The organism is Acetobacter sicerae (assembly GCF_011516765.1).
Classification (GTDB): Bacteria; Pseudomonadota; Alphaproteobacteria; order Acetobacterales; family Acetobacteraceae; genus Acetobacter; species Acetobacter sicerae.
The window spans coordinates 99,063-120,660 of the sequence record NZ_JAAABN010000010.1; the positions used below are offsets into that span (position 1 = coordinate 99,063).

General features: G+C 58.1%; 18 protein-coding genes, 1 tRNA gene and 1 riboswitch. Of the genes, 6 read left to right on the top strand and 13 right to left on the bottom strand.

What is annotated here, in order from left to right:
- Window positions 1-16 precede the first annotated feature (16 nt).
- The 7 genes from GVI59_RS12195 to gyrA all read right to left on the bottom strand — a co-directional run bounded on the left by GVI59_RS12195 (window position 17) and on the right by gyrA (window position 6,506).
- Window positions 17-547 carry a DUF6468 domain-containing protein gene (locus tag GVI59_RS12195; protein WP_173574485.1) on the bottom strand — a complete coding sequence of 177 codons (531 nt, stop codon included), beginning with the start codon at window positions 545-547 and terminating at the stop codon, window positions 17-19.
- A gap of 15 nt (window positions 548-562) precedes the next feature.
- Complete coding sequence (gene fliM / locus GVI59_RS12200) at window positions 563-1,699, bottom strand: flagellar motor switch protein FliM (protein ID WP_173574486.1); 1,137 nt, start codon at window positions 1,697-1,699, stop codon at window positions 563-565.
- A complete protein-coding gene (locus GVI59_RS12205) occupies window positions 1,696-2,172 on the bottom strand; it encodes a flagellar basal body-associated FliL family protein (protein ID WP_173574487.1) in 477 nt (158 codons plus the stop codon). Before GVI59_RS12205 ends, fliM begins: the two co-directional genes overlap by 4 nt.
- A 300-nt stretch (window positions 2,173-2,472) precedes the next feature.
- Window positions 2,473-2,548: transfer RNA gene (locus tag GVI59_RS12210), tRNA-Lys, on the bottom strand.
- Window positions 2,549-2,627: 79 nt separating this feature from the next.
- Complete coding sequence (locus GVI59_RS12215; RefSeq protein ID WP_173574488.1) at window positions 2,628-3,110, bottom strand: peptidylprolyl isomerase; 483 nt, start codon at window positions 3,108-3,110, stop codon at window positions 2,628-2,630.
- A gap of 101 nt (window positions 3,111-3,211) precedes the next feature.
- Window positions 3,212-3,724, bottom strand: a complete 513-nt coding sequence (coaD, locus tag GVI59_RS12220; RefSeq protein WP_173574489.1) for a pantetheine-phosphate adenylyltransferase — start codon at window positions 3,722-3,724, stop codon at window positions 3,212-3,214.
- A complete protein-coding gene (gene gyrA, locus GVI59_RS12225; RefSeq protein WP_173574490.1) occupies window positions 3,714-6,506 on the bottom strand; it encodes a DNA gyrase subunit A in 2,793 nt (930 codons plus the stop codon). Before gyrA ends, coaD begins: the two co-directional genes overlap by 11 nt.
- A gap of 12 nt (window positions 6,507-6,518) precedes the next feature.
- On the opposite strand from gyrA, the gene GVI59_RS12230 reads away from it, so the two are divergent.
- Both GVI59_RS12230 and GVI59_RS12235 read left to right on the top strand, forming a co-directional pair.
- A complete protein-coding gene (locus tag GVI59_RS12230) occupies window positions 6,519-6,899 on the top strand; it encodes a hypothetical protein (protein ID WP_173574491.1) in 381 nt (126 codons plus the stop codon).
- Window positions 6,900-7,070: 171 nt separating this feature from the next.
- Window positions 7,071-11,507, top strand: a complete 4,437-nt coding sequence (locus GVI59_RS12235) for a Hint domain-containing protein (protein WP_173574492.1) — start codon at window positions 7,071-7,073, stop codon at window positions 11,505-11,507.
- A gap of 216 nt (window positions 11,508-11,723) precedes the next feature.
- Here GVI59_RS12235 and GVI59_RS12240 read toward each other — a convergent pair whose 3' ends face one another.
- The 5 genes from GVI59_RS12240 to ribD are packed head-to-tail and all read right to left on the bottom strand — an operon-like array spanning window position 11,724 to window position 15,597.
- Entirely contained in the window at window positions 11,724-12,119 is a 396-nt protein-coding gene (locus GVI59_RS12240) for a hypothetical protein (RefSeq protein WP_173574493.1), read from the bottom strand.
- 18 nt (window positions 12,120-12,137) lie between these two features.
- Window positions 12,138-12,620, bottom strand: coding sequence for a 6,7-dimethyl-8-ribityllumazine synthase (gene ribH / locus GVI59_RS12245; RefSeq protein ID WP_173574494.1), 483 nt, complete (start codon window positions 12,618-12,620; stop codon window positions 12,138-12,140).
- Between the two features lie 27 nt (window positions 12,621-12,647).
- The gene (ribB, locus tag GVI59_RS12250) at window positions 12,648-13,931 is read right to left on the bottom strand and encodes a 3,4-dihydroxy-2-butanone-4-phosphate synthase (protein ID WP_173574534.1); all 1,284 of its coding nucleotides are present in this window, start codon (window positions 13,929-13,931) and stop codon (window positions 12,648-12,650) included.
- An 8-nt stretch (window positions 13,932-13,939) separates the two neighbouring features.
- The gene (locus tag GVI59_RS12255; protein WP_173574495.1) at window positions 13,940-14,542 is read right to left on the bottom strand and encodes a riboflavin synthase; all 603 of its coding nucleotides are present in this window, start codon (window positions 14,540-14,542) and stop codon (window positions 13,940-13,942) included.
- Between the two features lie 8 nt (window positions 14,543-14,550).
- A complete protein-coding gene (gene ribD / locus GVI59_RS12260) occupies window positions 14,551-15,597 on the bottom strand; it encodes a bifunctional diaminohydroxyphosphoribosylaminopyrimidine deaminase/5-amino-6-(5-phosphoribosylamino)uracil reductase RibD (protein ID WP_173574496.1) in 1,047 nt (348 codons plus the stop codon).
- Window positions 15,598-15,692: 95 nt separating this feature from the next.
- A riboswitch (FMN riboswitch) is annotated at window positions 15,693-15,846 on the bottom strand.
- Window positions 15,847-16,030: 184 nt separating this feature from the next.
- Between ribD and GVI59_RS12265 the strand changes: the two genes are divergently transcribed.
- Window positions 16,031-16,951, top strand: a complete 921-nt coding sequence (locus GVI59_RS12265) for an alpha/beta fold hydrolase (RefSeq protein WP_173574497.1) — start codon at window positions 16,031-16,033, stop codon at window positions 16,949-16,951.
- 130 nt (window positions 16,952-17,081) lie between these two features.
- On the top strand, window positions 17,082-18,008 hold the full coding sequence (locus tag GVI59_RS12270) for a LysR family transcriptional regulator (RefSeq protein WP_173574498.1): 927 nt from the start codon (window positions 17,082-17,084) through the stop codon (window positions 18,006-18,008).
- Between the two features lie 39 nt (window positions 18,009-18,047).
- Here the strand turns inward: GVI59_RS12270 and wrbA are convergent, their stop codons facing one another.
- Window positions 18,048-18,647: an NAD(P)H:quinone oxidoreductase gene (gene wrbA / locus GVI59_RS12275; protein WP_173574499.1), complete on the bottom strand. Its 600-nt coding sequence runs from the start codon at window positions 18,645-18,647 to the stop codon at window positions 18,048-18,050.
- A gap of 584 nt (window positions 18,648-19,231) precedes the next feature.
- Here wrbA and GVI59_RS12280 point away from each other — a divergent pair.
- Window positions 19,232-20,164 carry an ABC transporter substrate-binding protein gene (locus GVI59_RS12280; RefSeq protein ID WP_173574500.1) on the top strand — a complete coding sequence of 311 codons (933 nt, stop codon included), beginning with the start codon at window positions 19,232-19,234 and terminating at the stop codon, window positions 20,162-20,164.
- Between the two features lie 12 nt (window positions 20,165-20,176).
- Complete coding sequence (locus GVI59_RS12285; RefSeq protein ID WP_173574501.1) at window positions 20,177-21,499, top strand: NtaA/DmoA family FMN-dependent monooxygenase; 1,323 nt, start codon at window positions 20,177-20,179, stop codon at window positions 21,497-21,499.
- The last annotated feature ends 99 nt before the right edge of the window (window positions 21,500-21,598 follow it).

The following is a 21,598-nucleotide window of genomic DNA, read 5'->3' on the forward strand; positions in this document are numbered from 1 at the left end:
CAGTTTCGGCATTCGACTAGCTCATCCGTAACGCTCGGATCAAATCCTGTTCGGCCGCCGTCCGCTGGCGCAGTCTTTGTTCATAAGGACGAACGCCCGGTGTGGGGCTGGCTGGCAGAGACGGTAATGCGCCTCTTTCAACATTCGCAGTCTGATCGGGCGACACGACCGCAGCCGGCGCAGGCGTCACTTCTTCCACGACAGCTTTTTCCTGTTCAGGAAACTTGTTTTCACGAATCAACGTTTCCAGACGTTCGGCTACCGAGTCCGCTCTTGTGGAAAGAGCTTCAAGCTCACCCTGCAGCATCCGGGACTGATCGATCATGCGCCCCAGTGAACGACCGCTGACTTCTCCTGCCGTCTGCAGTTTCTCCACGCCATCTTCAGCGCGTCGCCCGCTCTCATCCAGACGCGCCACCAGATCGGCCAGTTCCCGGCGATCCCTGCGCAACACGGCGAGAGCCCGTCCAAGGTGAATACTGTAGAAAATTCCGAAACCAAGCAGAATGCAAAGCGCTATTTCAATAGTGTATTCAGATGCAGTCATAATATACCCTCCATATCAGGAGTACACCCCTTCCGGGGACTGGAACATTGTACGGGCAACCAGAAGGTCTTCTTCAATCTTTATGGCCATCTGTTCTTTTTTCCGGCCCGATTTCCCCATAAAAAGAGAAACAGATCCGCATCGAAGATCAATTGGCGCTCCAATTTCCTGTTCCAGAATAAGAACAGATCCCGGTTTCAGGTCAGAAACTTCGGAAAATTTCATGGTCTGCTCAGAGAGAACCGCATCAAGCACGATATCCGTGTCCTGGAGGTGGTCGATGAGGTTGGTTTCCCATACCGGGTCCCTGCCGAACTTCTCTCCCATGAACTGCTGCACCAGAAGCTCGCGCACCGGTTCCAGCGTGGCATACGGCAGAATGACATCGATATTTCCACCACGGTCATCCATTTCCACGCGCATCCGCGCCATGAAAACCGCGTTTGACGTACGGCAGATCGTGGCGAACCGTGCGCTCACTTCAAGCCGCTCGAACTTGAAATTGACAGCACAGATCGGATCGAATCCTGCGCTCAGATCCGCGAGGACGATCCGGACCATCTTCTCGACAAGAGCGCGTTCAATCGTGGTGTGCGCGCGCCCTTCGACATTCAGCGGCCGAGGATTTCTCGCCCCCCCGAGAAGCACATCCACCATGGAGTAGGTCAGTGATGAATCAATCACCATCAACCCGTAATTCTCCCACTCCTCCGCTTTGAAGACCGCAAAAATGGAGGAGGTCCTCGCCGAATTCAGATAGTCACCGAACCGCAGCGAACTGATCCCGTCCAGAGAGACTTCCACGTTGTCATTCGTGAAACTTCTCAGGGACGTGGACACAATGCGCATGAGACGGTCAAAAACCACCTCAAGCATCGGCAGGCGTTCATAGGCCACCAGCCCCGCGCCGATGATCCGTTCCAGCCCGCTGACCGGCTCCTTGTTCTCATCCGACATGAGAACACTGCCAAGAAGGTCATCGATTTCCGACTGGTCCAGAGGACGCTCAAAAGCGCCTTCATCCCCGCCATCCTGCCCGGCTTCACTGTCCGCCGAGGCTGCGGCCTCCTCTTCCCGACTGCGCTCATTCAGAGCCGCTGTCGGCTCCGGGCGCGGGATGGAAGCGTTGACCGTGTCCTGCGCACCGCTCATTGGATCAGAAACTCCGTGAAGAGAATATCTCTCACTTCAATCGGAGCGAGCTGTATGGCAATGCGGTCCAGCAGGGCCTCACGCAGGCGATAGATTCCATTACCGTTCAGATCTGCCTGTGAACTTTCGTGCAGATAGGACTGAAAGATATTCTGCACCTCCGGCATCTGCGCCATGACCTGCTGCTGGGTCGCGCCCCTTACCTGTAGCTTGGCCGTGAGCTTCACGAAGACCGGTCGTCCCGATGAACTTTCGAGATTGGAGATCACTGTCGGAATATCGACGAGAAACGGCTCCTCCTGCACAACCGGCACGTCTTTTTTCACCTCACGCGCAGCATGTTGTTTGTAATACCATCCGCCACCACCAAGCAGCACGACACCCAGCAATGCTCCAACAAGCATCACCAGCTTCTTCTTGCTCTTTTTGGGAGGCGGTGCCTCAGCACCAGCCGTCTCAGCTTCTTCCGCCATCCGTTCCCCGAAACTGCGTGACCTCACCTCCGACGGGACATGTCTGCGCTCAGGCAGTCACACATCCCCGTTTCATCAACAGAAGGTTCTGTCGATACAGTCGGCTATGGGACCCACAGGTAAGGTGTGAGGCTTAAGAATCATCTAATTTCACGAGATATACGCCGCAAATGAGGATTCCGGCAGGAATCGGCAGAGCAGCACACAAAGCTCATCCAGCCGCACGTCATGGCCAGGAGGAACATTGCACATTCCACGGTTATGACACGCAGGAACGGAGGATTTATTTTTCTGGAATAATGGTGAGCCGGGTGGGACTCGAACCCACGACCATTCGATTAAAAGTCGAATGCTCTACCGGCTGAGCTACCGGCTCGCCACGGGCAATCGGGTAACGATGGCTGCCGCTCATGTCAACAGCCATCGCCATAAAAACCTGAAATCAGGCCTCTGAATCAGGCTTCAGCAGAGGCTGGGCGCATCTTCAGAATCTTGTCCGGATCCTTGACGGTGCCGCCTGCGCCGGAGCCGCGCTTGATCTTGTCGACCAGATCCATGCCTTCGGTCACTTCACCGACGATGGTGTACTGGCCATCCAGATGCGGGGAAGGCTCGAACATGATGAAGAACTGGCTGTTGGCGCTGTCCGGGTTCATCGTGCGCGCCATGCCGATCGTGCCACGCTCGAACTTCGCCGCACGGGTGAACTCGGCCTTCAGGTCCGGCAGCTTGCTGCCGCTGGTGCCGGTGCCGGTCGGATCGCCGCCCTGCGCCATGAAGCCCTCAATCACGCGATGGAACGGCGTGTTGTCATAAAAGCCCTCGGCGGCCAGCGTACGCATACGCTCGGCGGCCAGAGGAGCAAGATCCGGACGCAGACGGATCACCACGCGTCCGCTAGCCAGATCCATGTTCAGAATATCATTTTTGTCAGTCATGTGCCTATCCATTCACGTACAGGAACCCGGCGCTCCGCACAGACAGAAGCACCGGCTCCGAACGGCTTACGGCACAAAGCCCGAATCGCAAAGTTCCGGAATCAGCGCCCCAGACGTGCAGTCACCCGCGCAGCCGCCCCCGGCGGCGTGAACTCCCTGATATCGCCGCCATAATGGGCGATTTCCCGCACCATCCGCGAGGAGATGAACTGTGTCCGTTCTGACGCCATCAGGAAAATCGTCTCGATCTCAGGCGCGAGCCGCCGGTTGGCGCCAAGCATCTGCGCCTCATAGTCGAAATCCACCAGAAGCCGCAGCCCCCGGACAATCATGGTCGCACCGGAGCGTCGCACCGCGTCGACCAGCAGTTCGTTGAAGGGCATGACCACAATCTCGCAGTCGGACCGTTCCGCCAGCGGTGGCACTGCCTCCTCAATGGACGCGACACGCTCCTCAATGGACAGCAGCGGGCTTTTACCCGCATTCACCGCGACGCCGATCACCAGCCGGTCAACCAGCCGGGCCGCTCTCTCGATGACATCCAGATGCCCGAATGTCACAGGATCAAACGTGCCCGGATAGAATCCGACCCGTGCGGGTCTCTCAGCCTTCATTACTCGCGCTTTCCCCATCCGCGCCAGCATCGTCATCGCCGTCGGAGGAGTCATCCTCCAGAACGGGGAACACGCTGGTCACTGCTTCCGTACCGTCCAGACGCAGCAGCGTGACGCCACTGGCCTGACGCGACATGACTCGCACCTGATCGACCGGAACGCGAATCAAACGACCGGCATTGGTGACAAGCATCACGTCGATACCCGGAAGAACGGGGAGCGTGGCCACCACTTCGGAGCCGCGCTTGTTAGAGGAGAACGTCATGTTGGCGATGCCCTGACCACCGCGTCCACTGACGCGGTAATCATAGGCCGATGAGCGACGCCCGAAGCCACCGTCACTCACCGTAAGGAGAATTTCCTCGGCAGCTTCCAGCTCGGCAAAGCGCTCGGGCGACAGCGCGGAATCTTCCGCAAGGACAGCCTCTTCCGCCTCGGCGCCGACTTCCTCGACATCCGCCTCATCCGTAGCGGCGTTTTCAGCACGACGCTTGGCGTTGGCCGCACGCAGATAAAGCTGCCGCTCTTCAACCGTGGCTTCGACATGGTTGAGCACGCAAAGGCTGATGACCGCATCGCCTTCCGCCAGACGGATACCCCGCACGCCTGTCGAACCGCGACCCGCGAACACACGCAGCGTCTCGTCGGTGATCTGGAAACGGATGCAGCGCGCCTTGCGGGTGGCGAGGAACACGTCCTGACCCTGGCGGCAGGTCGCCACGCCGATCAGGCGATCGCCCTCATCCAGCTTCATGGCGATCAGGCCGGAAGAGCGGATGTTCTGGAAGTCGCTGAGACGGTTACGCCGCACACCGCCACTCGCCGTGGCGAACACGAGATGCAGCGCATCCCACAGTTCCTCGTCCTGAGGCAGCGGAAGAACCGCCGTGATCTCGTCGCCGCCGAGGTCGGGCAGCAGATTGACCAGCGCCCTGCCCTTCGCGGTCGGGCTGGCCTCCGGCAGACGCCAGACTTTCTCACGGTAGGCCTTGCCGCCCGAGGAGAAGAACAGCACCCACTGGTGGGTATGTGCGTTGAACGAGCGGACGACGATGTCGTCGCCACGACGTCCGGCGGCAGTACGACCACGACCGCCACGATTCTGGGCGCGGAAGATTTCCAGCGGCGTGCGCTTGATGAAGCCGTCACGGGTGATGGTCACGACCATAAGGCCCGGCTCGATCAGGCTTTCGTCGTCCTGATCGCCCGCATAGTCCGCAATTTCGGTTACGCGCGGCGTGGCGATTTCGGCGCGCGCCAGCAGCAGTTCCTCACGCATGACTTCCATGCGGCGAATGTGGCTGCCGATGATTTCCAGAAGCTCGTTGATCTTTACTGCCACTTCGGACAGCTCGTTCTGGATCTTCTCGCGCTCAAGACCGGTCAGGCGCTGGAGACGCAGCTCCAGAATGCCTCGAGCCTGCGCTTCCGTCAGACGGACTTTTCCATCGACGACGACATTGCCCTCGTCATGAATCAGCGCCAGCAGCGGCTCGACATCGGCGGCGTTCCACTCGGCGGCCATCAGTTGCTCGCGGGCCGTAGCGGCGTCCGGAGCCGCACGGATGATGCGGATGACCTCGTCGATATTGGCGACGGCGATCACCAGACCGACAAGAATATGGCCACGGTCACGCGCCTTGTTCAGATCGAACCGGGCGCGACGCATGATCACTTCCTCACGGAAAGCGATAAAGGCCGACAGCACATCGCGCAGACCCATGAGCTGCGGCTGACCGCCGTTCAGGGCCAGCATGTTCACGCCGAAGGAGCTTTGCAGCTGCGTGAAACGATAGAGCTGGTTCAGCACGACTTCCGGCGTGGCGTCACGCTTGAGCTCAATGACCACACGCATGCCGGAACGATCCGATTCGTCACGGATATCCGAAATGCCTTCGATATGGCGGTCGCTGGTCTTGTCACGCACCAGTTCGGCGATCTTCTCCTGAAGCGTCGCCTTGTTCACCTGATACGGGATCTCGGTGATGATGATCGCCTTGCGATCCTTACGGATCTCTTCGAAATCCGCCTTCGCCCGCACAACAACCGAACCGCGTCCCGTGGCGAACGCCGAGCGGATACCTGTACGACCGAGAATAATGCCGCCAGTCGGGAAATCCGGTCCGGGGATGATCTCCATCAGTTCTTCGAGCGTGATCTCCGGATTGGCGATCATCGCCAGCGTGGCGTCGATGACCTCGCCCGGATTATGCGTCGGGATATTGGTCGCCATGCCGACGGCGATGCCGGTCGCACCGTTGACCAGAAGGTTCGGGAAAGAGGCCGGCAGAACGGTCGGCTCGTTCTCGCTCTCATCATAGTTCGGCTGAAAATCGACGGTGTCGCGATCAATGTCATCCAGCAGGAACGAGGCAGATTTGGCCAGACGCGCTTCGGTGTAACGCATGGCCGCCGGGCTATCGCCATCGACCGAGCCGAAGTTGCCCTGCCCGTCGATCAGCTTGACGCGCATCGACCAGTGCTGCGCCATGCGGACCATGGCGTCATAGATCGAGGAGTCACCGTGCGGGTGATATTTACCCATCACGTCACCAACCGCGCGGGCCGATTTACGATAGGGCTTGTCCGCCGTGAACCCGCTCTCGCGCATGGCGTAAAGGATACGGCGATGAACAGGTTTCAGCCCGTCCCGCACATCCGGCAGGGCACGGCTGACAATAACGGACATCGCGTAGGCAAGGTAGGAGGAGCGCATCTCCTCCTCGATTGCAACCGGAACGAGGTCGGAGGGCGAGGCGGGCAGGTCTGAGTTCTCGGTCAAGGCTCTTCCGTCATGTCACGGCCTGCACGGCCTGCTGTGGATCAAGGACTGTTGCTGATAGCACAGAGCGCGTCCGGCTGTAAGGGCGGTGGCATCTCCCTTCCGGGCATCAGGCGCGATCAGGTCAGACCGACAGGTGTTCCACAGACATTCAACCGGGATGATACCGCCCGTCACCCGGTCATCATGGAACATGGCTCAGAAACATGGCCCGGGCTCGCCGCATCATCGTCCCGCGGATGCCAGCCCAGAGCCACGACCTTCTGCCGTCCGGTGATTTTCCCTTCACACGCCGCCATTGTTTCACCTGTCGCCAGAGCGCGCCCGACTGACTGGATCAATCGCGGCCCAGTAATGAAGGCCTGCCTCGATCCCATTTCCTTCACGACCTGAAGAACCAACAACAGATTACGATCTCCGCACGCCACCAGCAAAGCTACTTTCCATTAACTTCCTTGCTGTACCCCTGACAGACAGAGCCAGAAATTTCTTTTTTTCGGAGCCTTTTGTCCACCATTCCCCACGGCAACGACCCCCGAAAGACACAAACGCAGGTTACTGTCCATGACGACCCTTTCCAGCGGCGATTCAACGACCAGCACCGCCGTTACGGCTGCGGATCCGCTAACTGTCGAAAATGGAGCAACCGTCACGGCGCTGACCGTCAGCAGCGGCGGCGTCGCGATCATCTCAGGAAACAGTGTTTCCGGAACGGTCCAGAACAGCGGCTCCCTGCAGATCGTGTCCGGCGGCGTCGCCAGCGCAACGACCCTCTCCAGTGGCGGCCATGAAGTCGTCAGCAACGGCGGGCTGGACTCCAGCGCGATCGTCCAGCCCTTCGGGATAATCGATATTGCCGATGGAGGCGTGGCGTCCGCCATCCTCCTCAATTCCGGCGCGGCGCCAACCTATTACAGGAGTGGTGGTTACACGTCCGACGGAGCAAACGTCGTCGGACTGGACAGCGCCACCTCCATCAGCGGTCCCATCGCCGCAATCGTCGAAGGCGGCGGCCTGCTGAACAGCGCCACGATGGGCGACGCCACGCTCATCGTGTCATCCGGAGGAAGCGCCACCAATATCATCATGCAGTCCGCCGATCTCAGCGGTCCTGCGGCTGACAACGGCGTCTACGCCACCCTCATCGTGAGTAGCGGCGGCTCCATCTCCAATGTTTCCATCAGCGATAACGATGAAATCTACGAGTATGGAACGGAAACCAATATCACCGTTGGAGGCAACGGCGCCTACAATCTGCCCACCGGTGTCTTCGCCGGTCGCGCAACCAATACCTATGATGAACTGGCATCTCCCACGGCCCGGGCCGAGAACGACACTGTCTCCAGTGGTGGTGCCCTGATTATTAAGCAGGGTTCAGCCCTCGACACAGAAGTGACTGATGGGGGCACATTACAGATTCAGGGAGGGATGGTCTCCGGCGTCACCTTTATCACCAGCAATAGTGACGCCACCATCACCTCGCTGCAGGGTGCCGAAGCAAATTTCGCGGGAGGCACAACGAGCAACGTCACGGCGCATTACGCCTATCTGTATGTCCATGGCTCCTCGACGTCCGTCACCGATATCACTGTGGATTCCCGCGGCTGGCTGAATGCTTACGATCAGGGCACGGTCATGTCCACGACACTGAGCGGCGGCGCTTCCGCGACAGTCAGTGGTAGTGCGCTACTGGAAAGCGGCAGCGCTACGGGAAGCGGCACGTCGCTCACGGTTGCTGGCGCCAGCATCAACGATTTCCAGATCAGCGACAGCGCCACCGCCACAGTCTCATCGGGCGGCATCCTGAAACAGACCGCTCTCGACACAAACGCCTCGGCATCCGTTCTGTCTGGCGGCCTGACCGTTTCGGTCACTCTCTCCGCCAGCACTTCAGAAGACGTCGAGAGCGGCGGTACGGCAAGCGGCACGCTGGTGAATGGTGGCAACGAAACGCTGTTTTCCGGCGGCATCGAGAGCGGTGGCACGGTCGACGACGGCGTCCTTACCGTCAGTTCTGGCGGGTCCGCCGTCAGCGTCACTCTGACAGCCACCGACACTGCATTCGGCTCTGCCGTGATCTCCTCCGGCGGCGTGACCAGCAACACGACTGTCGTCGGCCCCGAAGACACCACCATAAACTATGCTTTCTGGGTCAGTGCGGGAGGAACCGCCTATAACACCGTCGTTTCTCACGAAGTCATGGTCGTGGATTCAAGCGCGTATGCCTCCGGCGTCACGCTCAATGACGCGAGCATCACCGTCAAAGGGTCGGCGGATAATGTGACAATTGCCCCTCAGGACAACAGTTACTACGGCCTGTTTATCGATGGCGGAACGGTTTCCGGCATCGTCGCATCACGGGGCCACATCGAAGTCTATAACAACGGTTCGATCTATGGCGACACGATCGAAAGCGGCTCCGTAGAATATGTCTACAGCAGCGGCACCGGTGGCGCGACATCCTATGACGCCGATGTCCAGTCCGGCGGTCGTCTTTCCACGTTCGATGTGGACGCTACAGTCATCTCCGCAACCGTCGAAGCAGACGGCATGCTTCAGGTCAAAGAGCAGGCCATTGCGAGCAATGCCTCTGTCAACGGCACGATGACAATCAGCAGCAACGGCTCCGCCATCGACACACAGCTTCTGTCCGGCGGCGTGATGACGATCAACGCCTCCCTTGGTGAAAACACCATCGTTTCTTCTGGCGGCGAAATGACCCTCTCCTCGGGGGGCGTCGGCAGCAACACGCTGGTCAGTCTCGGCGGACAGGAAATTGTTTCGTCCGGCGGCATGGAGAGCGGCGGCACGATCAGCGGAGATCTGTCGCTGACCGGTTCCAGCGCGCTGGGCCAGCAGATCACCCTGCTCGACGGTGGCACACTGGAGATCACAGACAACGCTGTCGTTTCCGGCCTGAATGCCGTCAACGGCGTGATCACCGTGGACAGCGGCGCGAGCGTCAACAACCTCTCGGCACAGGGTGGCGTCCTTACGATAACCGGTTCGGGCATCCTTTCCGGCGGCGTCCTGTCCGCAAACACGTCTCTTCATCTTGCTTCCGGCGCGCTCGTCCAGGACCTGACCTTCTCCAGCGGCACGATCACAAGCGTAACGGATACGGCACTCCTCAGCGCGGCCCGACTGTCATCCGACACCGTCACCACAATCGCCTCGACCGGCTCCGGTCAGGATCTGACGGTGTCTGGTGGACAACTCCTTGTTTCCGCAGGCGGCATTGTCAGCGCCGCGACCGTCAGTGACAGCGGTGACATCCACATCTATGGCGGACAGGTCTCCAGCGTCACGCTTGCAGGCGGCTCATTGGAAATCGATGACGACGGTTACGCCGCCGACACACAGGTTCTCTCCGGCGGCCTGCTCGCAGTCGGCGACCCGTCCATCAGCGAAAACGCGATCGTCTCTTCCGGTGGCGTGATGACTGTCTCCTCGGGCGGCGTCGGCAGCGGCACGTTTGTGGAATCCGGCGGCCAGGAAAGCGTCTTTTCCGGCAGTCTCGAAAGCGGTGGCACGGTCAGCGGCGGCCTGCTGACCATCGGGCCCGGCGGGTCCGCCATCAGCGTCACCCTGGCCACCACCGACGCGACGTCGCCTTCCACGCTCGTCGTTGCAAGCGGAGGCATCGCCAGTTCAACGCTGATTGAGGACCAGAGCGTCGCCCTTGTCGCCGGCTCCACGGTGTCGGATACGATCAGCGGCGCGACCGCGCAGGAAATCGTCTCCTCGGGTGGCATCGCCTCCGGCGCCACGATTGATGGCGGCGGCACGCTGACCGTTCTCAACGACGGACAGGCTTCCAGTGTCACAGTGGAAAATGGCACGCTGTCTCTAAGCGGTACGCACGCTTCCGCCAGTTCCGTAACACTGGAATCATCCGGTCACATCACGCTGGCTGATGGTGCTGTCCTCAACGGCTCCATTTCTGACGCCGGAACAATGACGGTACAGAGCGGCGGCACGGTCTCCAATCTGACCATTCTGTCCGGCGGACGTCTGACCATCAGTTCCGGAGGCACCGGACTGGGAACGACCCTCGAGTCCGGCGCGGTTCTGGTGGGTGAGGAGGCCGCCACGGTCGACGGCACCACGATCAGCAGCGGCGCTCTTCTCCAGATCGACAGCGCCGCTATCAGCAGTGATACGTATCTGACATCCGGCGGCTCCATCGAACTGCTCAACACGTCATGGTCAGACACGGACACTGTCAGTTTCACCGACGATATTCTGACGATTGACGATGACGGCACAGCGATCACCCTCAACCTGTCCGCCGCAGATAATGCCTATTTCACCAAGGATTTCGTTCTGTCCCAGGCGGATACGGACCCGCTTTTCGCCAACAGCAAAGACATCCTCATTACGCTCGCGCCGGTCGCCTGTTTCTGCCGGGGCACCCTGATCGAAACAGAATTCGGCCCGATGCTGATTGAAAACATTCTGGAAGGAACAGGAATTCTGACACGTGACGGCAACATGGCGACGCTCCGCTGGAAAGCCGTCAGACGGTACAGTCACAGGCAGATGGTTCTTGGAGCGGCACTGCGACCGCTGGTCATCCGGGCCGATGCGCTGGGTGATGGTCTCCCGCGTCGGGATCTGCATGTTTCACAACTGCACATGCTCCTCATTGATGAGCGGTTCATCCCGGCCGCAGCCCTGATCAATGATCGCACCATCTTCATCAAGCCAAATGTCACCGCCATGGACTATTATCATCTCGATATTGGTGCCCAGGACATCATTTTCGCTGAAGGTGTAGAAACAGAATCCCTGACCGATGACGATGGATCGCGCCGTGGTTTCGATAACTACGATCAGTCCGTCGCCGCTCTGCCGTCTTCACCGGATGTTGTCATGGCGGCTCCCCTGATAAGGGAAAGCGATGTTATCGCAACGCTTCAGGCGCGCTATGCACGACGGGCCGCGCTCCTCGGAGCGCCCTTCCAACGAATATGTGAAAATGATCTTCTCCTTCTATAGAAGGCCGTTTCGCAATAACATATTGACACCCAAAAGGACCCATATATTTCTCTTTTAAAAACCCTTCGTTTTATAAGAATTTTTTGAAAATACTATCAAAATATTCTTCGTGTTTTACAGTGGGTTTACGAAAATCTGCCCCTACCAAAAATTTCCAGGCAGAAACTCCTGCGAAACCATCCCTGTATAACTGGAGCGTTTCAAACTACAGACACCTCACCGCTTTGCGGCTGAGGCCGGGGCATGTTCGCTCTTGTAAGACTGTGGCTCAACAGCCTTTGTAAGATGCGGCAGTGTCGGTGCGTCCGGCGCGGTCTGTGGCGTCAGCGCCGACCGATAGGGTCCACCGATCCGCTCAGGACGGGAAGACCGTGTATTGCTTCTTTCCAAAGAGGCCGAAGGCGTCGTCTGAACAGTCCGGGATCGTGGTATTGATCTTGATATGCCGCTCTGACGGTACCCTTCGGTCCGACTGGCTGTCGAGGAAGCGCGTCCGTTATAGCGGCTCTGCGCGTCTGCGACGCCGGATTGGAACACCATGCCGGAGACCAGAACCAGACCTGAAAGCAGCACCACGAAAGAGCTGTTTTTCAAAATGCGTTCATCCGTCATGATGTTCCACTCCCTATTTCAGCCCTTGATACGACGCAGCAGCGCAATCGACTCAACGCAGGCAGCAGCGGCTTCACGCCCCTTGTTGTGCTCATCCCCACGCGAACGGGACACGGCCTGAACCTCGGTATAGGTCGTCAGAATGCCGAAGGCGATCGGCGTTTCCGTCGCCAGCGAAGCCTGCTGGATACCGACCGTCGCGCCAAGACTGATGAACTCGAAATGCGCCGTGTCACCCTTGATGACGCAACCAAGGCAGATCACGCCTTCATACTTGCCGGTCTTCGCCAATGTCTGAGCCAGCAGCGGCAGCTCGAACGCACCCGGCGCAAGGAATACATCCTCGTCCGCGACTGAAATGCCATGCTCGCCCAGCCACTCGATGGAGCCGTTGCGCAGACCGCCCGTCACGTCTTCATTGAAACGGCTCACAACCAGCGCCAGACGTGGAGCCGGTGTCAGGTGAAGGGAAGGCATGGATTCAGGAGAACGTGTGCTCATGTCAGAGAAAAACCTTTTTGGAGAAAATCAGCGAACGACAGCCGGTGCAGGAACGGACTCCGCCTGCAGGGCATGGCCCATGCGTTTCCGCTTGGCGTCAAGATAGGCGCGGTTGAACGGATTGGGCGTGACTTCCAGTCCGATGCGCTTGCGCACGGTGAAACCACGCTCTTCCAGCGCCCTGACCTTGGCGGGATTGTTGGTCAGCAGATCCAGCGTCGTCACACCCAGATCACGCAGGATGGCCGATGCCGCCGCCCAGTCACGTTGATCGGTCTCGAAACCGAGTTCGTGGTTGGCGTCGATCGTATCCAGCCCCCGATCCTGCAAGGCGTAGGCCCGGATCTTGTTGCCCAGTCCGATGCCACGCCCCTCGTGCCCACGGACGTAAAGCAGCACGCCACTCTCCGCCTGTCCGATTTCACGCAGCGCCTTCTGAAGCTGATTGCCGCAGTCGCAACGCATTGAACCCAGCGCGTCGCCCGTCACACATTCGGAATGCATCCGTACGAGCGGCACAGCGCCTTTCGCCGCCGGATCGCCTTTCACCAGCGCCACATGCTCGACGCCTTCAGCATCGCGGAAAGCGTGGATTACCAGATCCTCGCCGCCATATACAGTTGGCAGACGCGCTTCGGCCAGTTCCGCCACGACAGACGCAGGCACCGGATCGACATCCACAGTCTCGCTCAGGACAGGAGCCGTTCCATGCTGGCGCACCCACGCCGTCAGTTCAGCGATCGAGACGATCGGCAGATCGTGCTTGCGCCCGAACACTTCCAGTTCCGGACGACGCGCCATCGTGCCGTCTTCACTCAGGATTTCGCAGATCACCGCAGCAGGCGCGCAACCCGCCAGACGCGCGATGTCGATGGAGCCTTCCGTATGACCGTCGCGTTCCAGCACGCCACCTGATGCTGCGCGCAGCGGGAAAATATGACCTGGCGAGACGAGATCAGCCGGTTTCGCATCCGGCGCGACGGCGGCCAGCACTGTGCGGGCGCGGTCATGAGCGGAAATACCCGTGGTCACACCTTCATGCGCTTCGATGGACACCGTGAAGGCTGTGCTGCGCGGGGCGTTGTTGACCTTCACCATCATCGGCAGGGCAAGCTGCTCGACACGCTCCGGCGTGAGCGGCAGGCAGACAAGCCCGCGCCCATGCGTCACCATGAAGTTCATCGCCTTTGGCGTCATGAACTCAGCCGCCATCACCAGGTCGCCTTCGTTCTCACGGTCTTCATCATCGACCATGATGACCATGCGACCCTCACGGATTGCCTCGACCGCCCGCATCAGCGAGAGAGGCATCCTGTCTTTTATCGATACTGACATACGCTCTCCACATATTTTGCAATCACGTCGACCTCGACATTCACTGGATCACCCGATGAAAGCGCGCCAAGCGTGGTGTGGTCCCATGTGTGGGGAATAATCATCACCTCAATGGTGAATTCCCCGTCCTTTGGCTCGCTCACGGCGTTCAGCGTCAGGCTGATGCCGTCCAGCGTGATCGATCCCTTCTCGACCATGTAACGGCGCAGTGCTTCGGGCACCGCGAAGACCAGCTTCCGCGCATCCCCCACCAGATCCGCCGTGCAGAAGGTCGCGATACCGTCCACATGGCCCTGCACGATATGACCTGACAGGCGCGTGGCGGGTGTGACAGCGCGTTCCAGATTGACGCGGGAGCCTTCCTTCAGCCGTCCGAGCGCCGTGCGATCAAGACTTTCCGAGCTGACAAAGAAGCGGACACGGCCCTCCTCATTGAACTCTGTCGCGGTCAGACAGACCCCGTTCACGGCAATGCTCTCGCCGAGGATCACGTCGGTTATCCCCGTGTCGATATCGAGGATACAGGACGCGTTTCCCGGCTGAACCGCTGCGACCGTCCCCAGATGTTCGATAATTCCTGAAAACATACGTCCTCTCACACACATTCACTTCGACCGGCGATCACGGCCCCGGCCAGCTCATCGAAGAGCGCCAGCGGTGTCGCGTCATGACGCCGTTCAACTGAAAAATCCTCGTTGCCATCGGGACGTACGGCAATCCGCAGCCAGTCATCCCACAGGCTCCGCGCCCGCAGTTCGCCGAGCAGCGTCGGTCCGGCTTCCACCAGCGCCCACAGCACACCCGCTTCCGCGAGCTTTTTCGGAACCTCTTCGACAGAATCAGAAAAGATCACGTCGAAACGCCGCTCCGCCATACTCAGCCAGTTCGACGGCACTTCCCGTGTGCGGGAACAGACGACCAGCATACGGGGCTTCCGTCCCATGTGATCGTCAATACGCCGGACATCCAGCCCCGGCAGATCAGCACGGACGGTTCCGCCGGCCGTGACGACCGCGTCTGTCGCACGACGCAAACGATGCGCGAGATCCAGAGCTGCATTGGAGGTAAAGGTTGTCCGACCAGTGGGCGGCACCATCAGTCCGTCGATGTTGACGGCCTGCTTAACCGTCAGCCAGGCGCGCTGCTCCACGCTCCAGCGAATGAACGGCGCAATCAAGCCCCGGCACTGCGTGAGCAGGACTGGACCATCGGGAATATGGTGCTGTTCACGCTCCAGCCAGCGCACTTCACGACCGTCCGCTTCCAGTCTGGCCGCGCCGCCACCCGCCACTTTCGGGTTGGGATCAGCGCAGGCAATCCAGACGGTTTTCACCGGTGTCGCGAGCAGCCCTTCGGAACATGGCGGTGTCCGCCCCGTGTGATTACAGGGCTCCAGAGTGACAATGGCTGTGGCAATGCGGTCGGTCAGACCACGTTCGGCGCAGGCCCGCAGAGCATTGGCCTCAGCGTGCGGCGTTCCGGCCCGATGATGCGCCGCCACGGCGAGGATCGTTCCTTCCGCATCAAGCAGGGCGCAGCCAACAGGCGGGTTGGGCGCAGTGGCGCCAACAAAACGGCGCGCTTCCGCGATCGCCGCATGGAACGCTTTTCCAGCCTGAAGATATACAGAACGATTGGTCATTCACCTCGTCCGCCACCACGACACACAACACACGTCGAATCAGGGCAGACGCACGGCAGCATTCACAGGACACACGAAGGATGTCTGTTCTGCTCCGCTGTTCTCTCTCATCCGGACTATACCGTCGGCTCCGGAATTACACCGGATCTGCTGACCCTGCCTCGCAAAAGACAGGCGCTCGCGGGCTTCCGCTCCCTTTCGGGAACGATTACCGCCGGTGGGGAATTGCACCCCGCCCTGAGAACGTCCTCAACTATGTGACCCTGAATCGGGAAAATGCAAGAAACTTTTCATGAAGCGTCACTTCACAATGATTTAACTATCGCGGTTTCGTCCTGAACTGTCCGTTTGCCGACATGCGTGCAGAACCGTTGCCAAGGAGAAACATCTGTGATGCGGTATTGGCCTCCTTTGCAGCCAGACAGGAAACGTCATGCTTCTTCACACCGTGCGCACATCCATGCGCAGCCTGCTCGCCACAGGAACCGTGCTGATCGCCCTTGCTTCGGGCGCCTGCGCCCAGACTGACACGGCTTCGGGCGTACCGTTGTGGAAAACCCTCCCTCCAACGCCCGTGGCCCTGTCCGCCGACGCCAATGGCCTGCCGGTCCAGAGCGGTCATGTCCGCATGGATGACGGCGCGAAGATCTATTACGCGCAGGCGGGAGAAGGCGAACCCGTTCTGCTGCTGCATGGCGGCCTCGCCAATTCGGACTATATGAGTGGTCTGGCCCGCGCCCTGCTGGCTGCGCATTATCAGGTGATCGTCGTGGACTCCCGTGGTCACGGACGCAGTTCGCTCGGCAGGACACCCATCGGCTATGATCGCATGGCGGATGACGCCGTGGCCGTGCTCACGCATCTGAAGATCGAGCGGGCGGCAGTCGTCGGCTGGAGCGATGGCGGCATCCAGGGCATTGATCTGGCGCTACGCCATCCCGACCGCATCACCCGTGTCTTCTCCTTCGCCCCGAATATCACCACGGATGGTGTGGACACCTCGGCGGAGAATACTCCGACAGTGAAGGCTTTCATCGCCCGCACGAAACAGGAATACCGCCATCTTTCGCCCTCACCGGGACGTTTTGGAAAATTTGAAGCCAGCATTGAACATATGTGGTCGGACCAGCCGAACTGGAGCGATGCGCAGGTGGCGGCCATCACCACGCCGATGTGGATTGTGGATGGCGATCATGACGAGATGATCCATCTCCCGCACATCCAGCACATCGCGCAGGTCGTTCCTCAGGCGGGACTGCTGATCCTGCCGAACACCAGTCACTTCGCTTTCCTGCAGAATCCTGAACTGTTTTCAGAGACGGTGATCAATTTCCTGAAACTTCCAACACCGTAAGACCCTGGTCGGTCCTTTCCACCCGGACAGGACCGATCAGGTGAACACGGAGCATCGCTGGACGCATCCTCTCCTGAGTGCCATCACGGACGCACCTCCATGATGGTCACAGACAAGGATGCGAACAGTCATGCGCCTGCCGGATTTCGAAGCCTGGGCCATTTTCGTCAAGGTTGCCGAGCACGGTTCGTTCGCGAGAGCGGCTGAGGCCATCCAGCTTTCCACGCCCACGGTCTCCAAGGCCGTCAGCAGGCTGGAAGCACATCTCGGCATTGCGCTGTTCAACCGCACTTCCCGACAGCTTTCACTCACCGAAACCGGTCGTGACACACTGCTTCATGCCCAACGTATGCTGACGGACGCCGAAGCCGCGGAAAGCGAGGCTCGTGACAGCACACGTATTCCTTCCGGCGTCGTCAGGATCGCAGCCCCGATGACATTCGGGACAGAGCATCTTTCTCCCATGCTCCCTTCCCTGCTGACCGACTACCCGGATCTTGAACTCGACATTCACTTCAGCGACGCGCTGACGGATCTGGTCGCGGACGGTTTTGACATGGCGATCCGTATCGCATCCCTTGCGGATTCAACACTGAAAGTACGAAAACTCTGCTCGGTGCGACTGATGCTTGTCGCGACCCCAGTCTGGCGTGACAGGGTCGGCCCCATTGCACATCCGGAAGACCTTTCAAAACTGAAAGGCTTTGTCTACACGAACACAAATACACCCGGCAGCATGAAACTGGTCCACCAGAGTGGCGATGTTGTCGCGTTCTCCCAGCACCCCCTGATACGCGCCAACAACGCAGAAGCGTTTCTGCCTTCTCTCGAAGCAGGTCTGGGCTACGGGATTTTTCCTGAATTCATGATCTGGGAGGGATTGCGGGATGGGCGTTTCATTCCGCTTCTACCCGACTGGAGCGTCCCCGCGATCGGGATCTATCTGGTCACGCCCCCCAGCACGCGCCGTCCGCTGCGAGTCACCACTGTCATGGACTATCTGACGCAGGCTTTCACCACCATGCCGTGGGCTCAGGAGAGTGAAGCCTCCAGCTGAGTGTGGGAACATGGTTTTGACCATGCTCCCGCTCGGTATTCAGCCGTGCAGTTTGGACGCAATTCCTGCCACATGACCGCCCAGATACTTTGCGCCGTCCAGTTCGATGGTGCTTGGCTGACGCGAGCCATCGCCTGAAGCGATGGTCGTCGCGCCGTAAGGCGAACCGCCCGCGACCTCGTCCACCGTCAACTGTCCCTGAAAACTGTAAGGCAGGCCCGTGATCACCATGCCGTGGTGAATCAGGTTGCTCAGGATGGAATAGAGCGTGGTTTCCTGACCGCCATGCTGGCTGGCCGTTGACGTAAACGCTGCGCCGACCTTCCCAACCAGAGCGCCCTTTGCCCACAGTCCTCCGGTCTGGTCCCAGAAATTCGCCATCTGGGAAGGAAGACGTCCGAAACGTGTCGGCGCGCCGACGATGATGGCGTCATATTCGACCAGCTCAGCCGTGCTTGCGATGGGAGCTGACTGCTCCAGCTTGAAGTGGCTGTTTTTCGCTATCTCTTCCGGCACCAGCTCCGCCACCCGCTTGATGTCGACTTCCGCTCCGGCAGCCCGCACGCCTTCCGCCACTGCGTGGGCCATTGTTTCGATATGACCGTAAGAGGAGTAATAAAGAACGAGAACTTTGGTCATCAAGATCACCTGTCAGCAAGTCGGCCTCAGACGGCCCGACCGGCCCCTGATCCTTCCGACGTTTTCAGCTTCGCACCATATCCCGCTCTCCGTTCACGACCAGCGAAAAACCGGAAGCGCTGCGTTTCCGGTTTTTCGCTTGGCAGCTCACAGCGTGACGACTGCGTTCACATCACTTTGTTAGACACAAATTTTTTGAGCAACTTTTCTTCCAAAAAAAGCGTCGTTTTTCTGGAATCTTTTGGAAAATCTTTCTCAATGACTCTTAAGAATCTGTCCCGTGTCACGAACAGCTTTTATTTCATTGTCTTTCAGCACACATTTAAACCTGACGTCGTCTTGTTGGAACTACAAGGCTGTTCCTCAAGCATACTTTCAAAATGCGCAGCAGATCATATCTCATGGGCAAAGATAATTGGCCTATTGCCTATCACCACTTCCCTGCATCTGACGAAAGACTACTTTGGTCCTCTTCATCCATCTTGAATGATTTTTATAAATCAAACAAAATATAAAAAATTCTCATTTCACAAAAAGTAGTTATTCTGTTGAATTTGCAACCTCTGTTGCAATAAGGGTGCCCCATGTCCATTAGTCGCCGCGTCTTTCTTGCAAGCCTGTTCTTGACTTCAAGCTTATCTATTCGACAGGCGCATGCAACCACGCCATTACGCGTGGGGGACCAGAAAGGGGGAGCCCGTGCGCTTCTGACAGCAGCAACCCTGATAGACCAGGCTCCCGTATCACTACAATGGAGTCTGTTCGCTGGCGCTCCGATGCTGATACAGGCACTGACCGCCGGAGCTATTGATGTCGGCGTTATCGGCGACGCGCCTCTCGTCTTCGCTCAGGCGGGAGGAAGTCCGCTCAAAGCCGTCGCGGCGATCCAGACGGACGGCACAATGACAGCCATCGTGGTCAACAGGAATAGCCCTGTCCGCACAATACGTGACCTCAAGGGACGGTCTGTTGCCACGTTGAAAAGCCAGACCGGACATTATCTGGCGCTTGCCGCATTACGTGAAGCCGGCCTGCGTGATGACGATGTTCACTTTGTTTTCATTCCCCCCACTGCCGCAAAGATGGCGCTACAAAACGGTAGCGTCGATGCGTGGGCGACCTGGGGACCTTATATTGCTGAAGCAAAAACAAATGATGGAGCAAGAGAAATTATAAATGGAGGTCACCTGATGAGTGGCCTGAGCTACGTTGTGGCCACGACCGACGCAATCCGGACGCGGCGGGAAGACATTGTGATCTACAACCGTCTTTTGCGGGATAGCCACCAGTGGATGTTGAATCACACTGAAGAATACGCGGCTGCCTGGAGCCAGGAAACGGGCCTGTCTCTCCCGGTCGCACGTGAAGTCATCAAGACCATGCGGGCGACCATCCTGCCGATCGATCAGGACATCATAAGAAAGCAGCAGATCGTTTCAGATTTTATGACTGAAACGAAAATGATTCCAAATCAGTTGACTGCAACTGCCGTATTCGATCCGTCCGTAATATTTTAAAGGCAAACGGAAATGATACGATCCAGAAAAGAACAAACTCCTTTTGCACTGGGCGCCTATTTCACTGGTGGCGCAACAAATGGAGATGCCTGGCGCGCTCCCGAGGAAGACACAGACGCCGACATAGAATTTCAACGTTATAGCGACTACGTCGCAGTTCTGGAAAAAGGGCGGTTTGACGCCATTTTTCTTTACGACAATGTACTGCCTATACCTGATCCATCACTCATCGCACGTACCCCCACGTTGGCGCGGTGGGATACATTCACTCTTCTGGCCGCTCTGGCCGTAACATCCTCACATATCGGCCTGATAGGCACGGCTTCAACAACTTTCAACGAGCCGTATAATATCGCCCGCCGTGTCGCTTCGCTGGATCGGCTAAGCGGTGGACGAGCAGGATGGAATGTCGTCACTGCGACTGGTGGCGGAGAAAACTTCAATCTGGCCTCGCATGTCGATCATGAATTACGCTATGAGCGTGCGCAGGAATTCGTTGATGTGGTCAAGGGACTATGGAAAACAGTCGAACCAGATGCCTTTATTCGCGACAAACGGAGTGGAGAGTGGCTCAATGCCACTCATGTTCATCCACTAAATCATAAGGGACGTTTTTTTCAGGTCGCGGGTCCGCTAAATGCACCTCCGACAATCCAGCGCCCTCCAGTTGTGGCGCAGGCCGGAGCATCCGGCCCCGGAAAAGAACTTGCCGCACGTATCGGAGAAATTATCTATACCGCCGAATACGATATCAACGCAGGGCGTGACTACCGTTCCGATATTCTTGATCGAGCTGTGCGTTACGGACGTGATGACCGTCACATTCGTATCCTGCCAGGACTGGCTCCGATAGTCGCGCTCACTGAAAGCGAGGCAAAGGCGAAATTTGAACACTATCTGACCTATCTCGATAAAGCCGATATACTCCGAGGCCTTTCTTTTTATGCCAGTCTGGGAACAGACCTCTCCAAATGGCCGGATGACAGACCTGTCGAACTTCATTGTGTTGAAGAAACCAACAGTCACAAAAGCCGTCAATCTCTGATTGTAGACTGGATCCGAAAAACACATCCCACTAAAGAAGATATTTTACGCACTTTCACACGTGGCGGTCATCGATTACTGGTTGGAACACCTGCATCCATCGTGGATGAAATGGAGGAATGGTACCAGACAGGAGCCGCCGACGGGTTCAACATCATGTTTACATCTTCTCCTTCCGGTATAAATGATTTCGTTGAAATGGTTATTCCAGAACTTCAACGTCGAAAAATTATGAGATCCTCCTATGCAAGTCGTAACCTGCGAGAGAATCTTATAATTCCACCAACGTAAACTTTATTTTCCATTTGTTTTAAAAGATTTTTTATATATAATTTCAATCAATACTTCGGAATAAAAAATAATTATATACCTGCCAGAGACGCTTCTCTC

Coding starts and splice junctions, on each gene's coding strand:
- GVI59_RS12195 (WP_173574485.1), bottom strand. CDS start 547: ATGACTGCATCTGAATACACTATTGAAATAGCGCTTTGCATTCTGCTT.
- fliM (WP_173574486.1), bottom strand. CDS start 1,699: ATGAGCGGTGCGCAGGACACGGTCAACGCTTCCATCCCGCGCCCGGAG.
- GVI59_RS12205 (WP_173574487.1), bottom strand. CDS start 2,172: ATGGCGGAAGAAGCTGAGACGGCTGGTGCTGAGGCACCGCCTCCCAAA.
- GVI59_RS12215 (WP_173574488.1), bottom strand. CDS start 3,110: ATGACTGACAAAAATGATATTCTGAACATGGATCTGGCTAGCGGACGC.
- coaD (WP_173574489.1), bottom strand. CDS start 3,724: ATGAAGGCTGAGAGACCCGCACGGGTCGGATTCTATCCGGGCACGTTT.
- GVI59_RS12230 (WP_173574491.1), top strand. CDS start 6,519: ATGTCACGGCCTGCACGGCCTGCTGTGGATCAAGGACTGTTGCTGATA.
- GVI59_RS12235 (WP_173574492.1), top strand. CDS start 7,071: ATGACGACCCTTTCCAGCGGCGATTCAACGACCAGCACCGCCGTTACG.
- GVI59_RS12240 (WP_173574493.1), bottom strand. CDS start 12,119: ATGACGGATGAACGCATTTTGAAAAACAGCTCTTTCGTGGTGCTGCTT.
- ribH (WP_173574494.1), bottom strand. CDS start 12,620: ATGAGCACACGTTCTCCTGAATCCATGCCTTCCCTTCACCTGACACCG.
- ribB (WP_173574534.1), bottom strand. CDS start 13,931: ATGCCTCTCTCGCTGATGCGGGCGGTCGAGGCAATCCGTGAGGGTCGC.
- GVI59_RS12255 (WP_173574495.1), bottom strand. CDS start 14,542: ATGTTTTCAGGAATTATCGAACATCTGGGGACGGTCGCAGCGGTTCAG.
- ribD (WP_173574496.1), bottom strand. CDS start 15,597: ATGACCAATCGTTCTGTATATCTTCAGGCTGGAAAAGCGTTCCATGCG.
- GVI59_RS12265 (WP_173574497.1), top strand. CDS start 16,031: ATGCTTCTTCACACCGTGCGCACATCCATGCGCAGCCTGCTCGCCACA.
- GVI59_RS12270 (WP_173574498.1), top strand. CDS start 17,082: ATGCGCCTGCCGGATTTCGAAGCCTGGGCCATTTTCGTCAAGGTTGCC.
- wrbA (WP_173574499.1), bottom strand. CDS start 18,647: ATGACCAAAGTTCTCGTTCTTTATTACTCCTCTTACGGTCATATCGAA.
- GVI59_RS12280 (WP_173574500.1), top strand. CDS start 19,232: ATGTCCATTAGTCGCCGCGTCTTTCTTGCAAGCCTGTTCTTGACTTCA.
- GVI59_RS12285 (WP_173574501.1), top strand. CDS start 20,177: ATGATACGATCCAGAAAAGAACAAACTCCTTTTGCACTGGGCGCCTAT.